This is a genomic window from Pseudomonas sp. Pseusp3, from assembly GCF_047304225.1.
Classification (GTDB): domain Bacteria; phylum Pseudomonadota; class Gammaproteobacteria; order Pseudomonadales; family Pseudomonadaceae; genus Aquipseudomonas; species Aquipseudomonas fluorescens_CD.
The window spans coordinates 35,890-52,808 of the sequence record NZ_JBGLYV010000016.1 but is presented as its reverse complement, the minus strand read 5'-3'; the positions used below and the strand labels follow the sequence as shown (position 1 = coordinate 52,808).

Below are 16,919 nucleotides of genomic sequence, written 5' to 3'. Positions count from 1 at the left end.
TTATTACCGTTGCTTACGTGCCGACCCCGGATTTTGATCAATTATTGAGCAGGTGGAACGTAGCCTTCGGCCTTGGCGTAATCCTCGCCGGAGAAGTACTTGTCCATCTCGCCCTGCAGATATTTGCGATCTTCGGCGTTCATCATGTTCAGGCGTTTTTCGTTGATCAGCAGGGTCTGGTGCTTTTGCCAATCTGCCCAGGCCTTGGCCGAGACGTGGTCAAAAATGTCCTGGCCTTTGGCACCCGGGAACGGTGCGCGCTCCAGGGCAGGCAATTCTTCTTTGTACTTGCGGCACATGATGGTGCGGGTCATGACGACTCTCCTGCGTTCAATACGGCGGCCGCGCGTTCGAGCAAGGTCTTGACCGGGGCGGCAAGACCCAGGCGCGGCGGGGTGGCGAGGTTATACCAGAGCCAGTCGGCCTCGGCCACGTGATGGCCGGTCTGCTGGACCTGAACCAGCCAGGGTTCGATGGATAACTGAAAATGGCTGAAGGTGTGCACCAGGCTCGGCAACGCCTGTTGGGTGCCCAGTTCCAGCGAATGCTGCGATGCCAGGTGCTGCAGATCGTCGAGGTCGTCGAGTTCCGGCAGGCTCCACAAGCCGCCCCACAGGCCCGTGGAGGGGCGACGGTAAAGCAGAATGGCGCCCTCGGCGTTGGCGAGCATCGGCATCAGCGTGCGCTTCTGCGGGATGGCCTTACGCGGCTTGGGGATCGGGTAGCGGGTCTCCAGGCCAAGCATGTGCGCCTCACAGCCCTTTTTCAGCGGACACAGCAGGCAGCTCGGTTTGCTGCGGGTGCAGAGCGTGGCGCCGAGGTCCATCATCGCCTGGGTGTAGGCGTTGACCCGGTCGTGCGGTGTGAAGCGCTCAGCGTTGGCCCAGAGCTGTTTCGCGACCTTCGGCTCGCCGGGGTAGCCCTCCTGCGCGGTAAAGCGCGCCAGCACCCGTTTGACGTTGCCGTCGAGGATCGGCGCGCGCAGCCCCATGCTGATGCTGGCAATCGCACCAGCGGTGGACAGGCCGATGCCCGGCAGGTCAGTGAGCTTTTCCACGTCCCGGGGAAATTCGCCGCCGTACTGCTCGACGACGATTTTCGCGGTCTTCTGCAAATTGCGCGCGCGGGTGTAGTAACCCAGGCCCGTCCACAGGTGCAGCACTTCGTCTTCCGGTGCCGCTGCCAGGGCTTCGACCGTTGGCAGCGAGGCCATGAAGCGGTCGAAGTAGTTCAGCACGGTGCTGACCTGGGTCTGCTGCAACATGATTTCCGAGACCCATACCCGATATGGGTTGATGTCCTGCTGCCAGGGCAAATCGTGACGGCCGTGGCGGTCGAACCAGTCCAGCACCGCCGTTGAAAACTGCTCGGCTCTCATCGCTTGAACAGTTCCTTGAGTGCGTCTTTCAGTTTCGGGTCGACTTTGTCGCCCCATTTTTCCTCGATTTTTTCGCTGATCCTGTCGCCAGCCACCTTGGTCGCGACCTGGCTCATGCGTTCGTTATCCACGCGGCAAGCCTTGGCGCCCAGCTCCAGCGGGCCGCGGCAGCGCAGTGGCCACTCGATACCGACAAACTTGTCGCCGACCTGACAGGCCGGGTCTGGCATGGCGCTCGTATCACCTTCGACGATGATGCCGACGCGGTAGTCCATGCCCAGCACTCGCAGATCGATGTCACCGTTACCGTTGACGGCCATGCCCGGGATGCGCACTTTCAGGTCCGGGTTGCTGGCCACGCCATTACGGAAGGTCAGGTTGCCCTTGAGTTCCTGGAACGGTGTGTCCTTGCCCCGCGGCTCGCCGCTGAGGGTTTTGCGGTTGAGCGTGGCGATGCCTTTGCACAGCTGTTGCTCAAGGTTGGCATTGAGCAGCATGCCATTGTTGATGACGATACTGGCGTTGCCATTGAGGGTTTCGATCAGCGCTTTCTGGCTGTTGCCATTGCCGCTCAGGCTGCTGTTGAGCGTGACCAGGCCTTTGACCGGCGGGTTCTTGCCCTGGCTTTCGAGGATTTTTTCTGCCGGTACCCGGCTGATCTTCGTCTGCAGGTTCAGCGCCGGCACTGGCTGGCGCACATCGAGCGTGCCAGCGGTTTCGAAGTTGCCCTCGTACAGATCGCCGCGCAGGTTGGCCAGCGTCAGCAGGCCGCCCTGGCCGGTGGCCTTGAGCGTAGCGTTATGGATCGGCAGTTTTTTCAGGGTCAACTGGCCGAAGGTCAGGTCGGCGTCCACATCGAGCTTGCTCAAGCGTTCCACTGGCAACAGACGCTCGCTGCTCCACGCGTCCTTGGTCGGCGCGGGTGGCAGTGGTGTACTGCCCGCGCCAGCCAGGGCATCGGCTTCGGTGCTGGCGACTTCGGCCTGGCGTACCTGCGTGGCGCTATTGGCCTCGGCGGATTTTGGCGGCAGGTAACGATCGACGTTGAAGGTGTCGGCCTTGAGCACAGCGCGCAGCGATTGCTTGGCGAAGTCTTCGACGGCAATGCGGCCGCTGAAGGTGCTGTCGTCGACTTTCAGGTTGAGGTTGTCGAGCGCCAGGCTGGTCGGTGTCGCTGCCAATCGGCTGACCAGCTCGACTTTGCTCAGGCTGCCTTCGGCCATGGCCGGGAGTTTCTGGCCGATGCTTTCGACGAATTTCGCCAGGTCGAACTGGGCAATCGAGATGCCGCCGCTGACCTGTGGGGTCTTGTCGAGGTCGTTGACCTTCAGTTCACCCAGTGCCCGCAGTTGGTTGGCGGAGATCTTGATACCGGTCCACTCGGCCACGTTGGCGGCCTTGTCCAGCACCAGCTGGCCCTGGGCGGAGAACGTCATGGTCTTGCCTTGCAGCGGATCGCCGGTCACTTCACCGGACAACTTCATGTCTTCGAACTGATAACGCTGCAGTGCACGTGCGATACGCACCTCACCATTGAGCTCGGTGCGAACCCGCAGTGCCGGCTGGTTGGCTGACAGGAAAGCCGTGAGCTTGAGCGGAATGTTGACGGAGTCGTGAACCGCGCCGGTGCTCAACTGAATGCTTTCGGCGCTGAAGCTCTTGCCGGTTCGTTCGTCGGTGTATTCAACCCGTGCGTTGTTCACGGTCAGGCTGTCGATGTCCAGACGGATCGGCTGAGGCGGTTTTTCCGCCACGACGCTGGCTTCGGGCGCAGGTTCGATAGCGGCTGGCGGGGTGCTGGTGGCGTCGGTCTTGGCCGTAGCAGGCACCTTGCCGATGTCCTCCCAGTTGCCGTGACCATCCTTGTCGCGGTTCAGGCGCAGGTTCAGGCCTTCGACGCGCACGTCGCTCATCTGCACTTCACGGCGCAGCAGCGGCAGGACGCGCACCGACAGGCCGAGCATCTGCAAATCGGCGTACGGTTCGGTCGGTTTGACCATGGTCGCGACACTGGCGTCGTGCAGCTCCAGGCCCAGCCACGGGAACAGGCTCCAGCCGATATCGCCATTGAGCGTCAGCTCGATGTGGGCCTTGTCGCGGGCAATCTGGCGAATCTCGTCTTTGTAGTCGTTGGGATCGAAGAGGTGGGTCAGGGCAAAGCCCAGCGCCACAATGATCAGCAACAGCCCGAGAAGTACCAGACCCAGGATTTTGCCGAACGCTTTCATGGGCGAGTCCTTGTAGATAGTCGAATTCAAAATTTAGCCGAGGAGTATAGCGCCACCGGATAGACGACCGGTCAGCGATCACTGCGGCAGTACATCCAGCGGCAGTTTCAGCTTGGCGGCCAGTGCCTGAGCCTCCAGGTGCCCGGCAGGTGCGAGCAAGCGCAGGGTCACGCCCGATTGCTCGGCCATTTTCCGGGCTTCGGCCACCAGTCGCTCGGCAACACCACGGCGACGGGTAATTTTTCGCACACAAATTTGTGACAAGTACCAGGCCTCTTGGTGCCTTTGCAAACGGGCCGCGCCCAGCAGGCGATCATTGAAGCGCCCGGCGATCAGCGTGCCGTCGCGCAAACAGTCTTCGATCAACTGCGCTTCCCCGGAAAACGGGGCGAACAACCATTCTGGAGCGTCGCGGTAGATCTTCTGCAGATCCTGCCGATCCTGGGACGTGGCTTGATTCAGCGACTCGACGATGATCGGCATGGTGATTCCTGTGAGGTCATGGGTGAAAGAGGTCGGATAACGTACAAAAGGTGATGTCAGTTTGGTTTTTCTGTCACTTGCAGATGGTACCCTTTGCCCGTTCGTCCGTCCTTCTGCGACCTGTTGTCGCACAACAAGGCGTCCCCCGAAAAAAACGGTCATGCCTGCGTGCATAAAGGCCGGGGGTGGACCATGGCTGGCGAACCCTACTGATAATTGGGGGAAACACAATGACTACGAGCATCACGGCGGACGGCTTCAGTGCCAGCCAGCCTGCGTTCCTGTCCAAGGAGCGGATCATCGCCAAGCCCGGTTTCAACCGCTGGCTGGTACCACCGGCCGCGTTGGCCATCCACTTGTGCATCGGCATGGCCTACGGCTTTTCGGTGTTCTGGCTGCCGCTGTCCAAGGCGCTGGGTATCACCGCTCCGGCAGCCTGCGCGCCAGACATGAGTTTTATCGCACAAGTCTTTTCGTCTCAGTGTGACTGGCCGATCTCGATGCTCGGCTGGATCTACACGCTGTTCTTCATCTTCCTCGGTTGCTCGGCCGCCATCTGGGGTGGCTGGCTGGAACATGCCGGACCGCGCAAGGCCGGCGTCGTATCGGCTCTGTGCTGGTGCGGCGGCCTGCTGATTTCGGCGCTGGGGGTGTATACCCACCAGATCTGGCTGATGTGGATCGGCTCCGGGGTCATTGGCGGTATCGGCCTGGGCCTGGGCTACATTTCGCCGGTGTCGACCCTGATCAAATGGTTTCCGGACAAGCGCGGCATGGCGACCGGCATGGCGATCATGGGCTTCGGCGGCGGCGCAATGGTCGGCGCTCCGCTGGCGGCGGCTCTGATGGGGCACTTCGCTTCGCCAACCAGTGTCGGCGTGTGGCAGAGCTTCCTGGTGATGGCCGCGATCTACTTCGTGTTCATGATCGGTGGCGCGCTGTCCTACCGCGTTCCGCCAACCGGCTGGAAGCCCGAAGGCTGGACCGCCCCGGTGAAAAAAGCCTCGAACGCGATGATCACTCATCGTCATGTTCACGTGAATGTGGCCTGGAAGACGCCGCAATTCCGTCTGGTGTGGCTGGTGCTGTGCCTGAACGTATCCGCCGGTATCGGTATCCTCGGCATGGCGTCGCCGCTGTTGCAGGAAGTGTTCGCGGGCAAATTGCTGGGCAATGACCTGGCGTTCGGTCAGCTCGACGCCTCGCAACTGGCTTCGATCGCCGCCATCGCTGCCGGTTTCACCGGTTTGCTGAGCCTGTTCAACATCGGCGGACGTTTCTTCTGGGCTTCGTTCTCGGATTACCTGGGCCGCAAAAACACCTACTTCGTGTTCTTCGCCCTGGGTTTTGCCCTGTACGGACTGATTCCGAACCTTGGTCATCTGGGCAGCGTCGCGCTGTTCGTGGCGGCGTTCTGCATCATCCTGTCGATGTATGGCGGTGGCTTTGCAACCGTTCCGGCGTATCTGGCGGACCTGTTCGGTACGCAAATGGTCGGCGCGATCCACGGTCGTCTGCTGACCGCCTGGGCTGCCGCCGGCGTGCTGGGTCCGGTGCTGGTGAACTACCTGCGTGAGTATCAATTGAGCATCGGCGTCGAGCGCGCAGCGGCATACGACATCACCCTGTACATCCTCGCCGGCCTGCTGGTGCTGGGTTTCCTGTGCAATCTGCTGGTGCGTCCGGTGGCCGACAAGTACTTCATGACCGACGCCGAACTGGCCGCCGAACAGGCGCTGGGTCATGACAAGGGTGCTGACAGCAGTACCGTGCTGGAGTGGAAAGCGGCTGCCGGCACCAAGCCGCTGGCGGTTGCGGCGTGGCTGGTGGTGGGCATTCCGCTGGCGTGGGGTGTGTGGGTGACATTGCAAAAAACAGCAGTGCTGTTCCACTGACACCAAGGTAAATGCAAAACCTGTGGGAGCGGGCTTGCTCGCGAAGGCGGTGTGTCAGTCAACACAAATGTTGAATGTGACGGCCTCTTCGCGAGCAAGTCGGATTGCCGCACCACCGCTCCCACATTTGTTTTGCGTTCTTTCCAGGTCGCTTGTATGGACATGTACATCGCCGACACCCCCGGATTCATTCCGTCAGCCATATCACCTCTCGTGTTTCTGTTTGGCGCCCGCGCCCCTATAATGGTTGCCTTTTTCGCCCAATGATTTTGCGGAGCTGGTGATGGCCGAACGTAAGGCGTCTGTCGAGCGCGACACTCTGGAAACCCAGATCAAAGCCTCGATCAACCTCGATGGCACCGGAAAGGCCCGATTTGATATCGGTGTTCCTTTTCTTGAGCACATGCTGGACCAGATCGCCCGTCACGGGCTGATCGACCTGGATATTGTCAGCAAGGGCGACCTGCATATCGATGACCACCACACCGTGGAAGACGTCGGTATCACCCTCGGCCAGGCTTTCACCAAAGCCATCGGCGACAAGAAAGGCATCCGTCGCTACGGTCACGCCTACGTGCCGCTCGATGAAGCACTCTCGCGTGTGGTGATCGACTTCTCCGGCCGTCCGGGCCTGCAGATGCATGTTCCGTACACCCGTGCCACCGTCGGCGGCTTCGACGTCGACCTGTTCCAGGAATTCTTCCAGGGCTTCGTCAACCACGCCAACGTCACCTTGCACATCGACAATCTGCGTGGGCACAACACCCACCACCAGATCGAAACCGTGTTCAAGGCTTTCGGTCGTGCCCTGCGCATGGCCGTCGAGCTCGATGATCGCATGGCCGGGCAAATGCCTTCGACCAAGGGCGTGCTGTAATGCAGACAGTCGCGGTTATCGATTACGGCATGGGCAACCTGCACTCGGTGGCCAAGGCCCTCGAGCACGTCGGTGCCGGCAAGGTCCTGATCACCAGCGATGCGAACGTGATTCGCGAGGCCGACCGGGTGGTTTTCCCCGGCGTGGGTGCCATTCGCGATTGCATGGCGGAGATCCGTCGCCTCGGCTTCGATTCGCTGGTACGTGAAGTCAGCCAGGACCGTCCGTTCCTTGGTATCTGCGTGGGCATGCAAGCCTTGCTCGACACCAGCGAAGAGAACGACGGCGTCGACTGCATCGGTCTGTTTCCGGGCCAGGTGAAGTTCTTCGGCAAGGATCTGGTCGAGGACGGTGAACACCTGAAAGTCCCGCACATGGGCTGGAACGAAGTGAAGCAGAAGGTGAGTCACCCGCTGTGGCACGACATCCCGGACCTGGCGCGGTTCTACTTCGTGCACAGCTACTACATCGCTGCCGCCAACGCGCGGCAGGTGGTGGGTGGCGGTCACTACGGTGTCGACTTCGCCGCGGCGCTGGCCGAAGGCTCGCGTTTCGCCGTGCAGTTCCACCCGGAGAAAAGCCATACCCATGGCCTGCAGCTGCTGCAGAACTTCGCCGCGTGGGACGGTCGCTGGTAAATGGCCGCCAAGAAAACCAAGCCGCCGATCCTGACCCTCACTCCTGAACAGGAGAGCGAGGCCAATCGCAAGATCAAGCGGTTCATGGAGGATCGCTTCGAACTGGACCTGGGTTCGTTCGAAGCGGCCGAAATTCTTGAGCTGTTTACCCGCGAAATTGCTCCGCACTATTACAACAGGGCGATTTTCGATGTGCAGGCGCACCTCAAAGAGAGGTTCGAAAGCATCGAAAGCGACCTGTGGGCGCTCGAGAAAAACTGATTTCCGAGCCAAGCTGAACATTCAAATTTGAAGGTTTGCCAGATGCTGATTATTCCCGCTATCGATCTTAAAGACGGTGCCTGCGTACGTCTGCGCCAGGGCCGCATGGAAGATTCCACAGTGTTCTCCGATGACCCGGTGAGCATGGCTGCCAAGTGGGTGGAGGGCGGTTGCCGTCGTCTGCATCTGGTCGACCTGAATGGCGCATTCGAGGGCCAGCCGGTCAACGGCGAAGTGGTCACCGCCATCGCCAAGTGCTACCCGAACCTGCCGATCCAGATCGGCGGCGGTATCCGTTCCCTGGAAACTATCGAACACTACGTGAAAGCCGGCGTGAGCTACGTGATCATCGGCACCAAGGCGGTGAAGGATCCGGCATTCGTCGCTGAGGCCTGCCGTGCGTTCCCGGGCAAGATCATCGTTGGCCTCGACGCGAAGGACGGTTTTGTTGCGACCGATGGCTGGGCTGAAATCAGCACCGTGCAGGTTATCGATCTGGCCAAACAGTTTGAAGCCGACGGCGTGTCTTCGATCGTTTATACCGACATCGCCAAAGACGGCATGATGCAGGGCTGCAACGTACCGTTCACCGCCGCGCTCGCTGCTGCGACCAGGATTCCGGTGATCGCTTCCGGCGGTATTCACAACCTGGGTGACATCAAGTCGCTGCTCGACGCCAAGGCGCCGGGCATCATCGGCGCGATCACCGGCCGGGCGATCTACGAAGGCACTCTCGACGTCGCCGAAGCGCAAGCTTTCTGCGACTCGTACCAAGGCTGAGGACTGACCATGGCGCTGGCCAAACGCATCATCCCTTGCCTGGACGTGGATAACGGCCGGGTGGTCAAGGGTGTGAAATTCGAAAACATCCGCGACGCCGGTGACCCGGTGGAAATCGCCCGTCGCTACGACGAGCAGGGTGCCGACGAAATTACCTTTCTCGACATCACTGCCAGTGTCGACGGCCGCGACACCACGCTGCACACCGTAGAGCGCATGGCCAGCCAGGTGTTCATCCCGCTGACCGTGGGCGGCGGCGTACGCACCGTGCAGGACATCCGCAACTTGCTCAATGCCGGCGCGGACAAGGTTTCGATCAACACCGCCGCGGTGTTCAACCCGGAGTTTGTCGGCGAAGCCGCGCAGCATTTCGGTTCGCAATGCATCGTGGTTGCCATCGACGCGAAGAAGGTTTCCGGGCCGGGTGAAACCCCGCGCTGGGAAATCTTCACCCATGGCGGTCGCAAACCAACCGGTCTCGACGCGGTTGAGTGGGCGAAGAAGATGGAAGGCTTGGGTGCCGGTGAGATCCTGCTGACCAGCATGGACCAGGACGGCATGAAAAACGGTTTCGATCTGGGTGTCACCCGCGCCATCAGCGATGCGCTGGGCATTCCGGTGATCGCCTCCGGCGGTGTCGGCAACTTGCAACACCTGGCCGACGGCATCCTTGAAGGCCACGCCAGTGCGGTATTGGCGGCGAGTATTTTCCACTTTGGCGAATACACCGTGCAGGAAGCAAAAGCCTATATGGCTCATCGCGGAATCGTGATGCGTTAAACAAACCGATACAGGCCAGTGGACATCATGGCGGGCTCAAGGCACTCTTGGGTACGCCATGGATTTCGGTAGCCAGACATGCTTAGACGCCTTCTTCTAGCCCTCGCCAGTGCTTGTCTCTTGTTGGCCACCGGGGCGTACGCAACAGACAGTCCCGATACCAACATGGTGTTGCTGACGGAAAACTTCCCGCCGTACAACATGGCGAAGAACGGCAAGAACTTCGCTCAGGACGAGAACATCAATGGCATCGCCACCGATATCGTCCGCGAGATTTTCAAACGCGCCGACATAACCTATAGCCTGACACTGCGTTTCCCTTGGGAGCGAATCTACAAACTCACCCTGGAAAAACCTGGTTACGGTGTATTCGTCATGGCACGGTTGCCGGATCGCGAAAAACTCTTCAAGTGGGTCGGTCCGATCGGCCCGGACGACTGGATCATGCTGGCCAAGGCTGACAGCAAGATCACCCTCGAAACCCTGAGCGATGCACGTAAATACAGGATTGGCGCCTACAAGGGCGATGCGATCGCCGAGACGCTGGCCAAGCAGGGGCTCAATCCGATCGTCGTGCTGCGTGATCAGGACAATGCGAAGAAACTGGTCAACGGTCAGATCGACCTGTGGGCCACTGGCGATCCGGCCGGGCGCTATCTGGCGCGTCAGGAAGGGGTTAACGGATTGAAAACCGTACTGCGCTTCAACAGTGCCGAACTGTACCTGGCACTGAACAAGGACGTGCCGGACGAGACGGTGGCCAAGCTCCAGGCGGCGCTGGATCAGATGCGCAAGGAAGGGCGGGTGGACGAGATCATGGCGCAGTATCTATAGTGATCCTGCACATACTGGTGTGGGAGCGGGCTTGCTCGCGAAAGCGGTGTATCAGGCAACAATGATGTGGACTGACACGCCCTCTTCGCGAGCAAGTCGAATCGTCGCACCGCCACTCCCACATTTGTTCTGCGGTACTTCGGATTAGCGGTATACGCCATCCTTGCCATGCGCGGCCGTCGCCCGATTACCGCGCACGCTGATCATCTGCCGGATATCGATCCACTCGATCCCCTGAGCCTTCAGCTTCGGCAGTTCTCGCTCCAAAACAGCCAGCGTCTGTGGATACGGGTGCCCGATCATCACTGCCGAACCCTGCTTGTGCGCGAGGCTTATCGCTGTCTGCAGCTGGGTGAAGATCGCTGCTTCAGTACGCTCATCATCGAGAAACACATCCCGCGAAACGCTCGCCAGACCGATCTTCTGTGCTTCGGCAGCGGCCACGGTCTGGGCGCTGGTGCGACTGTCGACGAAGAACTTGTGCCGTCGTTGCAAGTCCGCCATCAGCCAGGCCATGGCGGCGGGTTGTGCGGTCATGCGGCTGCCCATGTGATTGTTGATGCCGCTGGTGTACGGGACCATCTTGAACGCAGCGTTCAGGCGCTTTTCCAGCTCATCGATGGGGAGTTCGGGGTGCCAGGCGAACGGTCCGGTGGCCGGATCCATGGGCATGTGCAGAATGACGATTTTGCCGGCGCGATGGGCTTCGCGGGCGAATTCGGTGGCGTGGGGCGTGTCGGGCATGATTGCCGTGGTCACCGGGCCGGGCAGGGCCAGCACGCGGCGATCCCGGGGCAGGTTCTGCCCCAGGTCATCGATGATCAGGGACAGGTAGGCTTTTTGCGGCGTGGTCGAGGCGGGCGTTGCGTGAACAACACCCGCCAGACAGCAAAGCAGACCGAGAACGTACCGCAGGCGCATCCTCAGCGGCCGGATGTAATGCTCAGCCCTTTGAGCAGGCTCAGGGCCTGGGCCAACTGGTAGTCATCGTCCTGTGGCATCGGTTTGGCTTTGCCACTGGTGCCGGTCGGTTTGTCGGCGCCGCCGTTGCCGTTGCCCAGGTGACCCTGCAAGTCAGCTTCCTTGAAGTAGTCGCTGTCCTGCTCGCTGGTGATCTTGGCCTTGCGCACTTCGATGTCCGGGACGATGCCCTGTGCCTGGATGGAGCGGCCGTTCGGCGTGTAATACAGCGCCGTGGTGATCTTCAATGCGCGTTCATTGTTCAGCGGCAGCACGGTTTGCACCGAACCTTTACCGAAACTGGTGGTGCCCATCAGCACGGCGCGTTTCTGGTCCTGCAGGGCGCCGGCGACAATTTCCGAAGCCGAGGCGCTGCCGCCGTTGATCAGCACGACCATTGGCACGGCTTCGCTTTCGTCCTTGCCGGTGGCAGAGAAGCGCAGCTCGGAATTGGCGATGCGGCCCTTGGTGTAAACGATCAGGCCCTTGGTGATGAAGTGGTCGACCACTTCCACCGCCGCCTGCAACACGCCGCCCGGGTTGTTGCGCAGGTCGAGAATGATGCCCTTGAGCTTCTTGCCGTTGTCTTTGCGCAGCTTGGCCAGGGCCTTGGAAACCTCTTCACCGGTCTTGACCTGGAACTGGGTGATGCGGATGTAACCGTAGCCCGATTCCAGCAACTGGCTCTTGACGCTCTTCACCTGGATGACGGCGCGGGCCAGGGTCACGTCGAACGGCGTGCCGCCGTCGCGCACCAGGGTCAGGGTGATTTTCTGGCCGATCTTGCCGCGCATCTTGTCGACGGCTTCGGTCATGCTCTGGCCCCGGGTGGGCTGGCCGTTGATCTTGACGATGAAGTCGCCGGCCTGAATGCCGGCCTTGGAGGCTGGAGTGTCGTCAATTGGCGACACCACCTTGATGAAGCCGTCTTCGGCGCCGACTTCGATACCCAGGCCGCCGAATTCCCCACTGGTGCTTTCCTGCAGCTCGGCGAAATCTTCAGGGCCAAGGTAGGCGGAATGCGGATCGAGGTTGCTGAGCATGCCCTTGATGGCGTTTTCCAGCAGGGTCTTGTCGTCTACCGGTTCGACATAAGCGGCCTTGATCCGGTCCATCACCTCGGCAAAAGTGCGCAACTCGTCCAGCGGCAGTGGCGCCTTGGTGGTCGCAGCAGTGCCCGCAGGCGCAACCGCCGGGGCTGGTTGAGCGGCAAACGCCAGAGGCGCGCCGATCACCAGGGCGATCGTCAGGGCCAGCGAGGTAAGGCGGGACAAATGCAGCATGTCGAACGAACTCCTAATGTAGGTGACTCAACGCCTATCCTTGCGCGTGGCACCATTGCGCAGGGTCACTCGGGTGACCCTGCTGACGAATTGCGAAATACAGCGCTGGTGTGTCCTGCCCGCCACTGTTACCGACAGTGGAAATAGGCTCACCGGCTTTTACAACGTCACCCGCAGACTTGAGCAGCGTCTGGTTGTGACCGTACAGACTCAAATAACCATTGCCGTGGTCGAGAATCACCAGCAGCCCGGCGCCGCGCAACCAGTCGGCGAACACCACGCGACCACCGTGTACGGCATGCACCGCACTGCCGGCGGACGCGCCGATCATCACGCCATCCCACTTGGTTCGGGCATCATCGCCACGGTTTTCACCGAAGCGCGCCAGCAGTCGACCATCGACAGGCCAGGGAAGTTTGCCGCGGGTTGATGCAAACGGGCCGCCAAAGGTCTCGCCGGAACTGGAGACCAGTGCGCCGGGAGTCGACTTGACCGGTTTGCGTGGGGCGTCGTCGTTGGCGTCTGCCAGCGCCTGGGCCTCACGTAAACGCTTTTTTTCGGCTTCCTGCTGGGCAATCAGCGCTTTTTGCCGCGCTTCTTCTGCCTCACGGGCCTGGCGGGCCAGAGTTTCTTCAATGGTTTTAAGGACTTTAGACAGGTCTGCCTGATCCTGCTCGCGCGCCGCCAGTTTCTGATCGCGAGCCTTTACGTCGTCATTGAGTTTGGCCAGGACTTGCTGGCGCTCCTGGCGGACTTTCTCGAGTTCGCCGCGCTGGGTGTCGAGGCTGCTTTGCTGCACCAGCAATTGCGCCTGCTGCATCGCGATGTCTTTCTCGACATTGGACAGTTGGCGCAGGGTTTCGTTGAAACTCTTCAACTGCTCCAGGCGAGCCTGGCTCAGGTAATCGTAATAGGTGAGGGTACGGGCGAATTTTTCCGGGTTTTGCTGGTTGAGCAGCAGCTTGAGGTATTCCTGGCGACCGTTCTGGTAGGCCGCGCGGGCCTGCATGGCGATCAGTCGTTGCTGTTCAGTGCGCGCGCTCTGGAGTTTTTTTTTCTCTGCGTCGAGGCGCTGTAGCTCGGCTTCGCTTTTCTTCAGCTCTTTTTGCAGGGCTTCGACCTGCTTCTCGAGCTTGCCCATTTCGGTTTCGGTGCCCTTGAGCTCCTTCTGCACACCGGACTTCTCTTCCTGCAGTTTACCCAGCAGTTTCTTCAGCTCGGCAATGTCCTGACGCGTGGCGTCCAACTGTTGTTGGGTTTCTGCGCGCTCGTCAGCAAAGGCCGGTTGGAGCAGGCATGTCAGAGCTAGGGCTATCAGGACGCGAAGCATAGGGGCGGGCGGCACCAGGGAAAGGGACGGCCTAGTATGCCCGCCATGGGCGGCAAAAAAAATGCCCATTTCTGACTGTGTGATAACTGGACTCAAAAACACCGCAAAACCAATGTGGGAGCGGCCTTGCTCGCGAATGCGGTGTGTCAGGCAACGTTGATGTCGACTGGCACAATGCTTTCGCGAGCAAGTCGAATCGTCGCACCGCCGCTCCCACAGGGTTTGCAGTGATTTGAATAACCGGGTTACACCAGAATCGAAGTCCCGGTCATTTCCGCCGGTTGTTCCAAGCCCAGCAACTTCAGCATGGTTGGCGCCACGTCCGCCAGCACGCCGCCTTCACGGACCTTCAGATCGCGCTTGCCGACATAAATGAACGGCACCGGCTCAGTGGTGTGTGCAGTGTGCGCCTGGCCGGTGGAGGCGTCGGACATTTGCTCGACGTTACCGTGGTCAGCGGTGATCAAGGCTTCGCCGCCGACTTTTTCCAGGGCTTCGACGATGCGGCCCACGCACTGATCCAGGCATTCGACGGCCTTCACCGCGGCTTCGAACACGCCGCTGTGGCCGACCATGTCGCCGTTGGCGTAGTTGACCACGATCACGTCGTAACGCTGGTTTTCGATGGCGTCGACGATGCGATCGGTAACTTCCGGTGCGCTCATTTCCGGCTGCAAGTCATAGGTGGCGACTTTCGGCGACGGAATCAGGATGCGTTCTTCGCCCGGGAACGGTTCTTCGCGCCCGCCCGAGAAGAAGAAGGTCACGTGGGCGTATTTTTCGGTTTCGGCGATACGCAGCTGGGTCTTGCCGTTTTTCGCCAGGTAGTCGCCCAGCACGTTCTCCAGGCTGCCGGCGGCGAAAGCCGACGGGGCAGGGATGCTGGCGGCGTATTGGGTCAGCATGACGAAGCCGGCCAGTTTCGGCTGGCGGGCACGCTCGAACTCACTGAAATCGTCTTCGACGAACACGCGGGTCAGCTCGCGGGCGCGGTCGGCGCGGAAGTTCATGAACACCACGGCATCGCCGTCTTCGACTTTTACCGGCTCACCGATGGAGGTGGCTTTGACGAACTCGTCGCTCTCGCCACGCTCGTAGGCTGCTTGCAGGCCTTCCTGAGCGGTGGCGGCGTTGAATTCGCCCTGGCCGTTGACAATCAGGTTGTAGGCCTGGGACACACGGTCCCAACGGTTGTCGCGGTCCATGGCGTAGTAACGGCCGATCAGGCTGGCGATCCGGCCTTTGCCCAGGGCCTGGAAGGTCGCGTCGAGCAGTTCGATCGACGATTGCGCGCTTTTCGGCGGAGTGTCGCGGCCATCGAGGAAGGCGTGCAGGTAGATGTTCCGGGCGCCGCGCTTGAAGGCCAGTTCGGCCATGGCGACCAGGTGATCCTGGTGGCTATGCACGCCGCCATCGGACAGCAGGCCCATGAAATGTACGGCTTTGCCGGCGGCGACGGCCTTGTCCACTGCGGCGCAGATGGTCGGGTTCTCGAAGAACTCGCCGTCGCGGATCGATTTGGTGACCCGAGTGAAGTCCTGATACACCACGCGGCCGGCGCCCAGGTTCATGTGGCCGACTTCGGAGTTGCCCATCTGGCCATCCGGCAGGCCGACGTCCATGCCGCTGCCCGAGATCAGGCCGTTCGGCACAGTGGCCCACAGGCGGTCCAGTACAGGCTTCTTCGCCGCGAAAATGGCGTTTGATTCGGGGCTGTCGCTGTGACCGAAGCCGTCGAGAATCATCAGGACCAAAGGTTTAGGCGTGGTAGTCATGGAATCCGCTCTGGCTTAAGTTAAAGGGGCGATGGAAAAGGGAGTCGCAGTTTAAAGCGAAGTTCCGGCCACGTCACCGCCGGACGGGGTTTGGCCCACCATAGTGGCTGTGTATACTGGCCGACATTTTAACGCCCTGGAACCTCCTTCGATGGTTGCTCACCTGATTGAATTCGCCACTAACCACTACATTCTCGTCGGTATCTTCGTCGTACTGCTGGCGTTGCTGATTGCCTATCAAATGCAGGGCGGCGGCCGTAGCCTGAGCACCGGCGAACTGACCGGCCTGGTCAACAAGGACGCGGGCGTCGTGGTCGACATTCGTCCGAGCAAGGATTTCGCCGCCGGTCACATTGTCGGTGCGGTGAACATTCCCCAGGACAAACTGGCCGCCCGCGTTGGCGAACTGGAAAAACACAAGGCCAAGACCATTATCCTGGTCGACGCCATGGGCCAGACCGCCGGCACCCACGCCCGCGAATTGATGAAATCCGGCTTCACCGCCGCCAAGCTGTCCGGTGGTATCTCCAGCTGGAAAGCCGACAATCTGCCACTGGTGAAGTGATATGAGTAGCGTCGTCGTCTATTCCAGCGATTACTGCCCTTACTGCTCGCGAGCCAAGTACCTGCTCGAGAACAAAGGCGTGGCCTTCGAAGAGATCAAGGTCGATGGCAAGCCGCAGGTGCGCGCTGCGATGGCCCAGAAGGCCGGGCGTACGTCCGTGCCGCAAATCTGGATCGGCAGCACCCACGTGGGCGGTTGTGATGATTTGTTCGCCCTGGAGCGCGCCGGCAAGCTCGACGCGCTGCTCAAGGCCTGACGGCAATACCCCAAACAAGCAAACCTAAAAGAACCCTGGATCAAGAAGGATCTGCGATGACTGACCAACAGAACACTGCTGCGAACGAAGAAGAAACTGCACCGCAATTCTCCTTGCAGCGCATTTATGTGCGTGACCTGTCCTTCGAAGCTCCGAAAAGCCCGGCGATCTTCCGCCAGCAGTGGGAGCCGAGCGTCGCTCTGGATCTGAACACCCGCCAAAAGACACTGGAAGCCGACTTCCACGAAGTCGTGCTGACCTTGTCGGTTACCGTGAAAAACGGTGACGAAGTGGCGTTCATCGCCGAAGTGCAACAGGCCGGGATCTTCCTGATCAAGAACCTGGACGACGCTTCGATGAGCCACACCCTGGGTGCGTTCTGCCCGAACATCCTGTTCCCGTACGCTCGCGAAACCCTGGACAGCCTGGTGACCCGTGGTTCGTTCCCGGCACTGATGCTGGCTCCGGTGAACTTCGATGCGCTGTACGCACAAGAGCTGCAACGCATGCAGGCTGCTGGCGAGACTCCGACCGTTCAGTAAGCATTTCTGAGTGTCGCAGCAAGTCCAATGTGGGAGCGGGCTTGCTCGCGAAAG

The 16,919-nt window shown here is 60.6% G+C and carries 18 protein-coding genes; 10 read left to right on the top strand and 8 right to left on the bottom strand.

From position 1 onward, the window contains the following. Positions 1-41: 41 nt before the first annotated feature. From ACCD00_RS08020 to ACCD00_RS08005, 4 genes are all read right to left on the bottom strand, one after another. Positions 42-314, bottom strand: coding sequence for an oxidative damage protection protein (locus tag ACCD00_RS08020; protein ID WP_413423423.1), 273 nt, complete (start codon positions 312-314; stop codon positions 42-44). Beyond that, positions 311-1,378, bottom strand: coding sequence for an A/G-specific adenine glycosylase (gene mutY / locus ACCD00_RS08015; RefSeq protein ID WP_413423421.1), 1,068 nt, complete (start codon positions 1,376-1,378; stop codon positions 311-313). The genes ACCD00_RS08020 and mutY overlap by 4 nt, the downstream gene beginning before the upstream one ends. After that, positions 1,375-3,606 (bottom strand): AsmA family protein, encoded by a 2,232-nt coding sequence (locus tag ACCD00_RS08010; protein ID WP_413423419.1) that lies wholly within the window; start codon positions 3,604-3,606, stop codon positions 1,375-1,377. Before ACCD00_RS08010 ends, mutY begins: the two co-directional genes overlap by 4 nt. A gap of 78 nt (positions 3,607-3,684) precedes the next feature. Then, positions 3,685-4,089, bottom strand: a complete 405-nt coding sequence (locus ACCD00_RS08005) for an acetyl-CoA sensor PanZ family protein (protein ID WP_413423417.1) — start codon at positions 4,087-4,089, stop codon at positions 3,685-3,687. 230 nt (positions 4,090-4,319) lie between these two features. On the opposite strand from ACCD00_RS08005, the gene ACCD00_RS08000 reads away from it, so the two are divergent. The 7 genes from ACCD00_RS08000 to ACCD00_RS07970 all read left to right on the top strand — a co-directional run bounded on the left by ACCD00_RS08000 (position 4,320) and on the right by ACCD00_RS07970 (position 10,154). Continuing rightward, on the top strand, positions 4,320-5,984 hold the full coding sequence (locus ACCD00_RS08000) for an OFA family MFS transporter (RefSeq protein ID WP_413423415.1): 1,665 nt from the start codon (positions 4,320-4,322) through the stop codon (positions 5,982-5,984). A gap of 283 nt (positions 5,985-6,267) precedes the next feature. Then, entirely contained in the window at positions 6,268-6,861 is a 594-nt protein-coding gene (hisB, locus tag ACCD00_RS07995) for an imidazoleglycerol-phosphate dehydratase HisB (protein ID WP_003186751.1), read from the top strand. Beyond that, on the top strand, positions 6,861-7,499 hold the full coding sequence (gene hisH, locus ACCD00_RS07990; protein ID WP_007989198.1) for an imidazole glycerol phosphate synthase subunit HisH: 639 nt from the start codon (positions 6,861-6,863) through the stop codon (positions 7,497-7,499). Before hisB ends, hisH begins: the two co-directional genes overlap by 1 nt. Then, positions 7,500-7,760: a DUF2164 domain-containing protein gene (locus ACCD00_RS07985; protein ID WP_413423413.1), complete on the top strand. Its 261-nt coding sequence runs from the start codon at positions 7,500-7,502 to the stop codon at positions 7,758-7,760. 42 nt (positions 7,761-7,802) lie between these two features. Then, the gene (hisA, locus tag ACCD00_RS07980; protein ID WP_413423411.1) at positions 7,803-8,540 is read left to right on the top strand and encodes a 1-(5-phosphoribosyl)-5-[(5-phosphoribosylamino)methylideneamino]imidazole-4-carboxamide isomerase; all 738 of its coding nucleotides are present in this window, start codon (positions 7,803-7,805) and stop codon (positions 8,538-8,540) included. A gap of 9 nt (positions 8,541-8,549) precedes the next feature. After that, positions 8,550-9,320 carry an imidazole glycerol phosphate synthase subunit HisF gene (gene hisF, locus ACCD00_RS07975; protein WP_007897430.1) on the top strand — a complete coding sequence of 257 codons (771 nt, stop codon included), beginning with the start codon at positions 8,550-8,552 and terminating at the stop codon, positions 9,318-9,320. A 78-nt stretch (positions 9,321-9,398) separates the two neighbouring features. After that, the gene (locus ACCD00_RS07970; protein WP_413423408.1) at positions 9,399-10,154 is read left to right on the top strand and encodes a substrate-binding periplasmic protein; all 756 of its coding nucleotides are present in this window, start codon (positions 9,399-9,401) and stop codon (positions 10,152-10,154) included. Positions 10,155-10,298: 144 nt separating this feature from the next. Here the strand turns inward: ACCD00_RS07970 and ACCD00_RS07965 are convergent, their stop codons facing one another. The 4 genes from ACCD00_RS07965 to gpmI form a co-directional block, all read right to left on the bottom strand. Further along, on the bottom strand, positions 10,299-11,075 hold the full coding sequence (locus ACCD00_RS07965; RefSeq protein ID WP_413423406.1) for a divergent polysaccharide deacetylase family protein: 777 nt from the start codon (positions 11,073-11,075) through the stop codon (positions 10,299-10,301). A gap of 2 nt (positions 11,076-11,077) precedes the next feature. Beyond that, positions 11,078-12,397 carry a S41 family peptidase gene (locus tag ACCD00_RS07960; protein ID WP_413423404.1) on the bottom strand — a complete coding sequence of 440 codons (1,320 nt, stop codon included), beginning with the start codon at positions 12,395-12,397 and terminating at the stop codon, positions 11,078-11,080. A 34-nt stretch (positions 12,398-12,431) separates the two neighbouring features. After that, positions 12,432-13,727, bottom strand: coding sequence for a murein hydrolase activator EnvC family protein (locus ACCD00_RS07955; RefSeq protein ID WP_413423402.1), 1,296 nt, complete (start codon positions 13,725-13,727; stop codon positions 12,432-12,434). Positions 13,728-13,972: 245 nt separating this feature from the next. Continuing rightward, positions 13,973-15,502, bottom strand: coding sequence for a 2,3-bisphosphoglycerate-independent phosphoglycerate mutase (gene gpmI, locus ACCD00_RS07950; protein ID WP_413423400.1), 1,530 nt, complete (start codon positions 15,500-15,502; stop codon positions 13,973-13,975). 151 nt (positions 15,503-15,653) lie between these two features. Between gpmI and ACCD00_RS07945 the strand changes: the two genes are divergently transcribed. Genes ACCD00_RS07945 through secB form a run of 3 tightly spaced genes read left to right on the top strand, consistent with a single transcriptional unit; the run spans position 15,654 to position 16,865 of the window. Further along, positions 15,654-16,067 (top strand): rhodanese-like domain-containing protein, encoded by a 414-nt coding sequence (locus tag ACCD00_RS07945; protein WP_007989216.1) that lies wholly within the window; start codon positions 15,654-15,656, stop codon positions 16,065-16,067. A 1-nt stretch (position 16,068) separates the two neighbouring features. Further along, entirely contained in the window at positions 16,069-16,323 is a 255-nt protein-coding gene (gene grxC / locus ACCD00_RS07940; protein ID WP_008018956.1) for a glutaredoxin 3, read from the top strand. A 56-nt stretch (positions 16,324-16,379) separates the two neighbouring features. Next, entirely contained in the window at positions 16,380-16,865 is a 486-nt protein-coding gene (secB, locus tag ACCD00_RS07935; RefSeq protein ID WP_057397192.1) for a protein-export chaperone SecB, read from the top strand. Positions 16,866-16,919 lie beyond the last annotated feature (54 nt).

Bases quoted from the DNA above. Each gene is read 5' to 3' on its own strand.
- ACCD00_RS07955 (WP_413423402.1), bottom strand. From the start codon at position 13,727: ATGCTTCGCGTCCTGATAGCCCTAGCTCTGACATGCCTGCTCCAACCG.
- hisB (WP_003186751.1), top strand. From the start codon at position 6,268: ATGGCCGAACGTAAGGCGTCTGTCGAGCGCGACACTCTGGAAACCCAG.
- hisF (WP_007897430.1), top strand. From the start codon at position 8,550: ATGGCGCTGGCCAAACGCATCATCCCTTGCCTGGACGTGGATAACGGC.
- gpmI (WP_413423400.1), bottom strand. From the start codon at position 15,502: ATGACTACCACGCCTAAACCTTTGGTCCTGATGATTCTCGACGGCTTC.
- ACCD00_RS07960 (WP_413423404.1), bottom strand. From the start codon at position 12,397: ATGCTGCATTTGTCCCGCCTTACCTCGCTGGCCCTGACGATCGCCCTG.
- mutY (WP_413423421.1), bottom strand. From the start codon at position 1,378: ATGAGAGCCGAGCAGTTTTCAACGGCGGTGCTGGACTGGTTCGACCGC.
- ACCD00_RS08005 (WP_413423417.1), bottom strand. From the start codon at position 4,089: ATGCCGATCATCGTCGAGTCGCTGAATCAAGCCACGTCCCAGGATCGG.
- ACCD00_RS08020 (WP_413423423.1), bottom strand. From the start codon at position 314: ATGACCCGCACCATCATGTGCCGCAAGTACAAAGAAGAATTGCCTGCC.
- ACCD00_RS08000 (WP_413423415.1), top strand. From the start codon at position 4,320: ATGACTACGAGCATCACGGCGGACGGCTTCAGTGCCAGCCAGCCTGCG.
- grxC (WP_008018956.1), top strand. From the start codon at position 16,069: ATGAGTAGCGTCGTCGTCTATTCCAGCGATTACTGCCCTTACTGCTCG.
- ACCD00_RS07970 (WP_413423408.1), top strand. From the start codon at position 9,399: ATGCTTAGACGCCTTCTTCTAGCCCTCGCCAGTGCTTGTCTCTTGTTG.
- ACCD00_RS07985 (WP_413423413.1), top strand. From the start codon at position 7,500: ATGGCCGCCAAGAAAACCAAGCCGCCGATCCTGACCCTCACTCCTGAA.
- secB (WP_057397192.1), top strand. From the start codon at position 16,380: ATGACTGACCAACAGAACACTGCTGCGAACGAAGAAGAAACTGCACCG.
- ACCD00_RS07945 (WP_007989216.1), top strand. From the start codon at position 15,654: ATGGTTGCTCACCTGATTGAATTCGCCACTAACCACTACATTCTCGTC.
- ACCD00_RS07965 (WP_413423406.1), bottom strand. From the start codon at position 11,075: ATGCGCCTGCGGTACGTTCTCGGTCTGCTTTGCTGTCTGGCGGGTGTT.
- hisA (WP_413423411.1), top strand. From the start codon at position 7,803: ATGCTGATTATTCCCGCTATCGATCTTAAAGACGGTGCCTGCGTACGT.
- ACCD00_RS08010 (WP_413423419.1), bottom strand. From the start codon at position 3,606: ATGAAAGCGTTCGGCAAAATCCTGGGTCTGGTACTTCTCGGGCTGTTG.
- hisH (WP_007989198.1), top strand. From the start codon at position 6,861: ATGCAGACAGTCGCGGTTATCGATTACGGCATGGGCAACCTGCACTCG.